This window comes from Allolucifera butyrica (assembly GCF_900476375.1).
GTDB lineage: Bacteria > Bacillota > Negativicutes > Sporomusales > UPPP01 > Lucifera > Lucifera butyrica.
Map to the genome: position 1 here is coordinate 66,582 of NZ_UPPP01000073.1, position 8,559 is coordinate 75,140.

The window sequence follows — 8,559 nt, forward strand, 5'->3', positions numbered from 1 at the left end:
CGCGAGATATTCAAGAGATAGCAACCAACTTTTTTGCCTATCTTTCTCCTATTGTCAGTCCCAACGCAACAACAACTACTACTACGACAGCCACTACTGCGACTACTACTTCAACGATGGCTACTACTAGCACTACTACGATAGTCTAGGTTGTTCCATTATTAGAAGTAATTGGTCATTTGTCTTTTCATATGTGGTTGGTTTAAAGCGGCCGCGTCCCGGTACGGAGTGCGGTAGATATTAATGATTATAAGTATCCACCCGATGACGTATAATAATGTTCATATGATTAGAAATATGATAATATTTATGAATAAGAATTATTCCATTTCCGGGTGTGCTTTTCTTCGATGGGACTCTTATATAAATATGAAATTGTAAGAAACAGTCTGCATGCGAATGGCAATAAAGCAGGGGGATTGCATGGGATATAGAGGACGAATAACAGGCTTACTATTGATTGTGGGATTAGTTTTCATAATAAGAATATGGGCTTATTATAGTTTAAATTATCCTCTTACCGCGCCTCCTCTGGTGGGGATTGTTTGCCTATTTATCGTCTGGTTCCTCGGTAAGCAATATGACAAAGAGAAATATTACGCAGAAAGGGATGCCTTAACGGGGTTATATAATCGCAGATTTATTGATAATGTTTTTCCAATGTTTTTGGCGCAAATGGATCGGCGAAATGCCAAACTAAGCATAACTATTCTTGATTGTGATAATTTTAAAGCCATTAACGACCATTTTGGGCATAAAAAAGGAGATTTAGTATTAAAAGGTCTTTCAACTATTCTTTCAGCCGGTATAAGAAAAAGTGATATTGCTGTCCGATGGGGTGGCGATGAATTTTTAATTATTGCTCCTTATGCCGATAAGAAAGATATGGGAGTAATTCTTACCCGATTGAAAAATGAATTACAGGAATTATCAAAAAGGCTACAAATAGAGATTTCTGTTTCAGCGGGGGTTGCCGTTTATCCTGATGACGCAAAAAATTTGGACGACCTAATTACATTGGCCGATATCGCAATGTACAGTCTTAAAAACCACGCTCTCTGATTTCACCTTAATCCAAGCGCCCTCCCAATCATAAAAACGTTCCAGAAGTGAAGAACAACGAATAATCCAAAACCAAAACAACATATGGTTTAACAGGTTGCTGTACGCTCTTTCCATGTTTTTTTCACATAATGTACGATCAATGCGAGTGCCGGTACTATTATTAATAATGGAAAATGAATATATATCGGCGTCCATTTAAGTCCTATCCGAATGTGTTCTGCATAGTTAGGGGCGATCAGAATTGACATGATTAAGATGCTTATGCCAAAGGGGATTGCCAGATATTTAGGATCATTCCATTTCATAAGCTGGGCTGTACCCAGCATCGCCATATATGTAAAGATAGATACCTTCATGGAACCGACTATGGCCAAGAATACGATAATAAATATGTCTAATCGATCAAAAAAACTGCCAAGCTTTATAAGGCGTACGGCTTCATACAGAGGAGACTGGGTTGTTGATGCAAAATTTACTCCTAACACAGTAATAATCGCAATTGTATTTATAACAAGGAGTATTCCTAGACAGAAAATAGCAAACATTGCCGTTTTTCGTACTTTGGACGGTTCATTGACAGAACAGTATATCATGGAAAATGTAACAGCCTCACCATAAGGAAAAGTAGGGAGCATCCAACCAGCTTTTATGACAGGCAACAGGCCATTTTCGAGGAACGGTTTTAAATTATAAAATTTTACTAAATTTGGTGTCGCTAATAGCGATATGCGATCTAAGAAAATAACCAATATTACCACGGGCAGCGCGAATTGAGCTGCCCGTGCAAGGTTTTCCAGACCTGCAAAAGCTCCATAGGCAAATGCGGTCATAAAAACAGTTGCAACAAGTAGCAGCGGCATTTCCGGCGTTGCCGCCATAAGGATAAGCTCTGAAAAATCCCGCAGCACCCTTGCCGCGCTATAGGAAAAATAGAGAATATATATAGCGCATAATGGATAGCCAATAAATCTGCCAAAAATCTTAGGCAGAAAGGTGATTAAGGTATCGTTGGGATATTGATAGAATAGTGCCGTAGCTAAAAGCTGCAATATAAGGCCTGTCGGCATAAATAAAAGCACTGTCAGCCAGGCATTCTGTTTGGCATCCGGGGTTAGAAAAAAGAGGGAAGCGGTGCCATATGAAAATAACAACATCATCGCAAATAACTGATAAGCTGAAATTCTGGTTTTCAACATATAACCCCTCTTAATATAGCGGTTTAGATATCATACCAGGTCTTCGTATATGAGAATCCACCGTTATCTCGATAGCAAGATCAGGAAAAATCTCGTTCCAATTTGGCTCCATGCTTTTCCACTCTTCAGGATATTCTCTGTGAATGATTTCACCGAACTCAAATATATCTGCCTTGAATTTCTTTTGGGCAGTATATAAAGCTTGATCAATTTCCTGTTTTATGGCTTCACTCTCTATTTCGTCCAATTTTTTGATAATGTCCGGTTCTTTCATCGGGTCAAGACTTCCTTCCATGTCTCTGATATATCCTTCTGTCTTAATAGTTACCTGCATTACTGGTTTATGATTAGATAGGATTGGCTTGATCTTACTGCTCGCATTGGTAACTCTCAGCGTAATTTTGCCTTTATCCGGGGATCGAATGACGATACTGGCATCTTTAACCCTGCCTTTTAACCACTGCATTCCCCGGGTTTCTTTTTCATCCATATAGCCAATCAGTTTATCCTTGTTAAATACCGCAGTACCTGCCACTTTTAGCACCCCATCCGCATCAAGGTTAATCACTCCTGCTACCGGTGACACCGTCTTGCTGGATAAGGAATTGGAAAAATCCAGATAAGAAACGATCGGTGAATAGCCATAACGGGATTGCAGATCTAAGATGTTTTTAATCGCACTAGCGGGATTGGGATCTTCGGGTGTTGTTGCATATATAATTTTGGCAGCCTTATCCTTTGTAACAAGGATCGGGGTATTATCCCGGAGTTGATGCGATCTTAATCCGGCATCAATAATACTTGCTACACCTGATTTGGCCGCTTTTTCACTTATAACTACAAAATCAATATGAGCTAAATGAAGCTTTTTACCAAGTTCCGTAGACAGATGACCCAGAGCATCGTAGATGGTATCGCCGGAAACAGTGAAGAAATCTACATCTGTGGGGATTTCCTGCTTACCGCCTTTTCGACGGCCCATTCCTCCTGACGATGGTTTTTTCTGCGCTTTTAATATTTGCAGTGATACTGAATATTTACTATCAGGCGTGATGTCAATACCCATAGCTACCACTATGCCTAGTTTTTCGATTTCATTGTTAGCTCCAAAACAGCCTGCGGTAAAAGACATAATTAGGATTACTATGAAAAATACTGTCAATTTTTTCATACACTACCCCTTGTGACTATTTCTGCGTATCGAGTGTTTCCAGGTAATAAGCTTGGGCCGCTTGAACATGTTTTTTATCGGCGCCCTTACCGCTACATCCCGCAGATCATTTATAATCAAGGGCGCCAGTGGCCCCATGTATGGCACGCCAAATGAACGTTGGGAGATCATTGACATAATAAATATCAACATACCGCTGGTAAGGCCTACCAAACCCAAGGTTCCGCCTAAAAATAAAAATATAAAACGGGGGAATACCAGTGACGTATTCAATTCCGGGGAAGAGATAGTCAAGGAAGCGATGGCTGAAAAACCTACTATAATTACTGTCGGTGTGCTTACAAGTCCTGCTTCAACAGCCGCCTGACCTAACACCAAGGCACCAACGATACTGATAGCCGGTCCAATCATTCTTGGCATTCTAACGCCGGCTTCTCTCAATACCTCATAGACAACTAACATTCCCAGACACGCCCACATTGCAGGAAAAGGCACTCCGGCGCGAGCTTTAATAATAGTAGGGACAAAAGCATTAGGAATAAGCTCCTGGTGAAACGTCAAGAGCGACACATAAAGGCCCGGAAGAATAATAGTTACAAAAAATGAAACAAACCGGAGCCAGCGGTTTATCGTAGCCGGAATAATTTTTAAGTAGTAATCTTCGCTGATTTCAAGAAATTCAATAAAGAGACAGGGCACGGTTAAAACTGCCGGAGAACCGTCAACGATAATGGCAATACGGCCTTCTAACAATTTACCGGCTACCACATCCGGTTTTTCTGTACGGAATATGGTTGGAAAGAAAAAGAGAGGACTGTCTTCAATATATTCTCCGATGTAATTGGAATCCAGCACGGAATCTATATCAATTTTGGCTAATCTTTCTTTTACCTCATTTACTATCCTGTTACTGGCAATGTCAGCGAGATAGCAAACGACAATATTTGTTTTGGTCCGTTTGCCAAATACATACGACTCCATCTTTAGATTTGTATTCTTAATTTTTTTTCTGATAAGACTTATATTTGTTTTTATTGATTCTGTGAATCCCTCTCTGGGCCCACGCAAAGTAACTTCAGTCGGAGGTTCTTCCACACTTCTGGCGGGGGGATTTTTAAAATCAATTGCCAGCGCCGTATTTACCCCATCGATAAATAAAACAAGGTTGCCATTTAAAACTATGTCCATGACCTTGTTCATATCTTTATACATGTCTTCGGGTCTGATCCCCAGCAAATATTGCGCATAATCTTGACTTTCGGAATGATATGTACCTTCTGCCGGTTTGCCGGTTAGCTTTTTAATGACGGATTCTTCAATAAGATCCAGTTTTACCAGGCCGTCTATATATACAATTATGGCGCTGTATTTAGGATCATTGGCAATTCTAATTTCCCGGACAACCAAATCGGAACATTTATCCAATATGGTTTTAATATACTTTTCGTTATCTTTTAGTCTATGAGAGACCGGAAGTGTAGTATCTCCAGATTGCCGGAGCTGATTGACGACCGCTTCCAGTTCTGTAGCGATTTGAGAACTGTCACTAAGTAATCTTTGCAGCGATTTTAGGTCAGAAACGATTTTGGAGCGGGAAATAACGGAGATGCCAGGTGAAATTTTTTTTATTTTAAGATTTCTTTTCCTCATACTTTCTACTGCCATTACCAAATATTCCTTGGTATAGTATTAGCTTTTTATGTAAGGGTTATACAATACATACCAAGGATTGCAAACAGGAATCCACGGGAGCTTTAATCTTTCTAATCTTTTTTTAATTTTATTTTAATTTTCCTGTCACAGCTTTGACATATTTGGGGAATAAAATTTGATTAAATTAACTAAGGAGGTTACCATATATGAATTGGTTAACTAAAAAAAGTATGATTGGCTTAGCGCTGGGAATGTTTGTATTGGCCGGGGTGGTTAGTCCCTTATCTACCCAAGCCGCAGAACGTAACGGTTTTAATCAACCCATTCATGAACATCACCAAATCGACCCTGACAAAGTTGCGCAACAGATGGCTGACACTTTTGGCGTGAATAAGAATGACGTCCTGAAATATGAAAAACAAGGCGTTCGTATTCCTGAACTATATAGGGCTTCTTTCCTGGCTAAGGCGAGCGGTAAATCGCTGCAAGAAGTATTGGAAGCAAAAAACTTGGCTAATACATGGAAAGAGACAGCTCAAACGCTGGGAGTGACTAAAGAGCAAATAAGAGCAGCTCATCAGGATATCGCCGCCAATCGTCTGGAAAAGAATTTAAGCATTCCTAAACAGGACAGCCTTGCCCTTATGCAACAGGGATATCGTTCGCGTGACATCGCCGTAGCCAACCAATTAGCTAAAAACACCAGTAAATCAATGAGCAGTATCCTGTCAATGCGCCAAATTAATAATACATGGCATGATGTTGCACAGAATTTAGGAGTTGACGACAGCACCTTTAAACAAGATATGAAAAATATCAGAGCGGCTTTTCCCCATAGACTGTTTCACGACAGAGTAGAACATCCCATTGCGAATTGAGAAAGGAAAAACCAAAGAGAATCCCGGTAGCTTTCGGCTGCCGGGATTTTTACTTTTCCTGTGGGATCAGAAAGTATAACTTTTCGGGCTATATCCCCAAAATGCATGTTTTGCTTAGAATGCCGAAAAGTAAAATACTTTCCTTCCATTTAAAGACCCTTTGGGTCTTTCTTATAACGAAATGTTCCGGAAATAGCGATTACCGGGTTAATACCGATTGTAACGTCACATACTAATATTCAAATACCGTTAGGGGGGCCAAAAGAATGCAGCTCATTATGGATAACCCGGTGGGGCTAATTTTATTTCTATCCCTTTTAGTGTTAGCGGCTGTCTTGCTGGTAAAGCCGTTCTTCCGGTATATCATCAAGAAAGTGACCAATGACGTGCTGCGAAAAATTTTGACCAACCAATACACCCGGAATATCGTTGAAATGCTTCCGATCCTGAAACACTTTTCCGTTTTGAACCTGATAGAGTTGAATTTACGCGCGGAAGAAGGAAAGGTAATAGCGCGTCCATTAGGGTCGCCCAAGCATTTTCGCGGTTTTGAAAACCTAATGTTTATTCCCCGGCAAATGACTAAATTGTCTCTTTATGAAAGCACTCCTGTGGATATGAGTGTAACGATTGGTTCGAACGCTGAGAAACCATTATCCATCACTATCCCGTTTATGATAAGTGCAATGGCGTATGGAACGGGATTAAGCGAGAATGCCAAAATGGCCCTGGCGAAAGCGTCAAATCGGCTTCAGACTGCAATCTGTTCCGGGGAGGGTCCTGTTCTGCCGGAGGAACAACAAGAAGCTTACAGACACGTTCTGCAGATCAGCCGCTGGTCCTGGGGCGAAAGAACGGACGGCCAGATTGATGCTGCCGACATGCTGGAAGTTCAAATGGGTCAAGGCGCAGACCTGGGGACATCACGTATAGAGGAAAATGAAATTGCGGGCAGGGCACGGATTCTTGGCGGATTGGCTGCCGGGCAACCGGGGATAGCCTTGCCGGCTCCGCCGGGAATTCGGCAAATTGAAGACTGGCCGGACTTCATGAAAAATTTGCGCCAAAGGGCTAAAGGCAAGCCAATCGGCTTGAAACTCATGGCCACCGATAATATCGAAGAAGACTTGGCGGCAGCCGTAGACCTAGGTTTTGATGCCATTGTTATAGACGGTGCTCAGGGCGGAGCACATGCATCAACGCCGATTAAGCAGGACGACTTTGGAATACCCTCGTTATATGCTCTGATCCGGGCGAAACGTTTTTTGGGTAACCAAAACATTAGTTTAATCGTGACGGGGGGATTTTTTACACCCGGGCAGTGTTTAAAGGCGCTGGCTCTGGGGGCTGATGCTATTTATCTCGCTACGGTGCCGCTTTTTGCTTTGGCGCATAAACAGACGGACAAAGCGATGCCATGGGAACCGATTACCACATTGGTGTTCTATGATTCGCCGGCCAAAATCCGGCTTAATGTTGAACAAGCTGCCACGAATGTGGCAAATACGCTGAAGTCCATGGTTTTGGAGATGCAAGAAGCAATGCGTGCTCTGGGCAAAGCTTCCTTAAAAGAACTTGGACCGGAAGACCTTGTAGCCTTGGATTCGGTCACGGCCGAAGTTACAGACGTGAAGTATGTGCTTGATAACCGTTCATTATCATAACTGAGGTTGAATCATCTCGCGTTCCCGGCCTCTTTGGCAATTGCATAGATTTTAGTAACCAGCCATTTGATAAATAATGCCAATATTACATAGATTGGGAATCCGTAATAGTATTTCCATTTTAATAGCTGGTAGATACCGCCCCAGGCTAAGAGCGGTTCGAAAACAAAGGAAAATATAGCAGACATTACTATGGAAGCCCAGAGAAAACTTTTCCATGTTTTAAAACGCTGATAGATAAGTGAATAAATTATAGGCAAAGATGCTAAATCAATGGCTGTAAGAGGCGGGAACAAGGGAAGTACATCCGTAGGGTAATCCCACATGGTTAATTCCTCGCCAAATTCATCGAGAATTAAGGTTGCGATCGTCGTGAATCCCGCACATAAGGTAATTTCGGGCAGCCGCGTCTTATCGACATTTTTGCACCAAATGAATGCCGAAAAGGTAAAAATGCCTATTAGAATCCACCATCGGAAATGAAATAGATCCTCCTGGAGCCATTCGTCGATTCGGATAGACGTGATTAATTTTTGAATGGGAATATCCGCAGATATGCCTGAAGTTGCGAAAAACATTTGTTACCTCCTTAGCATAGGAACGGGAATCGTTAAATTTTGTTCTGAGCCTGTTCGGCAATAGCAAAAATTTTGAGAGTTACCCAGCGGATTAAAAGGGATACGGCAATATATACGGGTAAGGTATAATAATATTTCCATCTAAGCAATTGAAAATAGCCGGCCCAAGTCAAGACAGGCTCAAAACCAAAGGATAACAGGCAGGAAATGATTATAGTGGCGCCTGTAAAACGCTTCCAAGTGCTGAAATGCTGATAAATAAGCGAGTAGACCATAGGAAGGATAGATAGGTTTATGGCGGTTAACACCGGAAATATCGGAGAAATATCATTAGGATAATCCCATAAAGTCAGT

The 8,559-nt window shown here is 41.5% G+C and carries 8 protein-coding genes; 3 read left to right on the plus strand and 5 right to left on the minus strand.

The window, feature by feature from the left end:
- Positions 1 to 399: 399 nt before the first annotated feature.
- Positions 400 to 1,062: a GGDEF domain-containing protein gene (locus LUCIF_RS13015; RefSeq protein WP_165865995.1), complete on the plus strand. Its 663-nt coding sequence runs from the start codon at positions 400 to 402 to the stop codon at positions 1,060 to 1,062.
- 89 nt (positions 1,063 to 1,151) lie between these two features.
- Here the strand turns inward: LUCIF_RS13015 and LUCIF_RS13020 are convergent, their stop codons facing one another.
- Genes LUCIF_RS13020 through LUCIF_RS13030 form a run of 3 tightly spaced genes read right to left on the minus strand, consistent with a single transcriptional unit; the run spans position 1,152 to position 5,082 of the window.
- Positions 1,152 to 2,261 carry a GerAB/ArcD/ProY family transporter gene (locus LUCIF_RS13020; protein ID WP_207857619.1) on the minus strand — a complete coding sequence of 370 codons (1,110 nt, stop codon included), beginning with the start codon at positions 2,259 to 2,261 and terminating at the stop codon, positions 1,152 to 1,154.
- A gap of 10 nt (positions 2,262 to 2,271) precedes the next feature.
- The gene (locus tag LUCIF_RS13025) at positions 2,272 to 3,432 is read right to left on the minus strand and encodes a Ger(x)C family spore germination protein (protein ID WP_122628335.1); all 1,161 of its coding nucleotides are present in this window, start codon (positions 3,430 to 3,432) and stop codon (positions 2,272 to 2,274) included.
- A gap of 3 nt (positions 3,433 to 3,435) precedes the next feature.
- Complete coding sequence (locus LUCIF_RS13030; protein ID WP_122628343.1) at positions 3,436 to 5,082, minus strand: spore germination protein; 1,647 nt, start codon at positions 5,080 to 5,082, stop codon at positions 3,436 to 3,438.
- Between the two features lie 209 nt (positions 5,083 to 5,291).
- On the opposite strand from LUCIF_RS13030, the gene LUCIF_RS13035 reads away from it, so the two are divergent.
- Together LUCIF_RS13035 and LUCIF_RS13040 are read left to right on the plus strand one after the other, a co-directional pair.
- A complete protein-coding gene (locus tag LUCIF_RS13035; protein ID WP_122628336.1) occupies positions 5,292 to 5,963 on the plus strand; it encodes a hypothetical protein in 672 nt (223 codons plus the stop codon).
- A 266-nt stretch (positions 5,964 to 6,229) separates the two neighbouring features.
- Positions 6,230 to 7,627 carry an FMN-binding glutamate synthase family protein gene (locus LUCIF_RS13040; RefSeq protein ID WP_122628337.1) on the plus strand — a complete coding sequence of 466 codons (1,398 nt, stop codon included), beginning with the start codon at positions 6,230 to 6,232 and terminating at the stop codon, positions 7,625 to 7,627.
- A gap of 11 nt (positions 7,628 to 7,638) precedes the next feature.
- On the opposite strand, the gene LUCIF_RS13045 is transcribed toward LUCIF_RS13040, so the two are convergent.
- Together LUCIF_RS13045 and LUCIF_RS26530 are read right to left on the minus strand one after the other, a co-directional pair.
- Positions 7,639 to 8,205 (minus strand): CBO0543 family protein, encoded by a 567-nt coding sequence (locus LUCIF_RS13045; protein ID WP_122628338.1) that lies wholly within the window; start codon positions 8,203 to 8,205, stop codon positions 7,639 to 7,641.
- A 32-nt stretch (positions 8,206 to 8,237) separates the two neighbouring features.
- Positions 8,238 to 8,559 (minus strand): hypothetical protein (locus tag LUCIF_RS26530; RefSeq protein ID WP_207857621.1); only part of this gene is annotated, 322 nt, incomplete at its 5' end.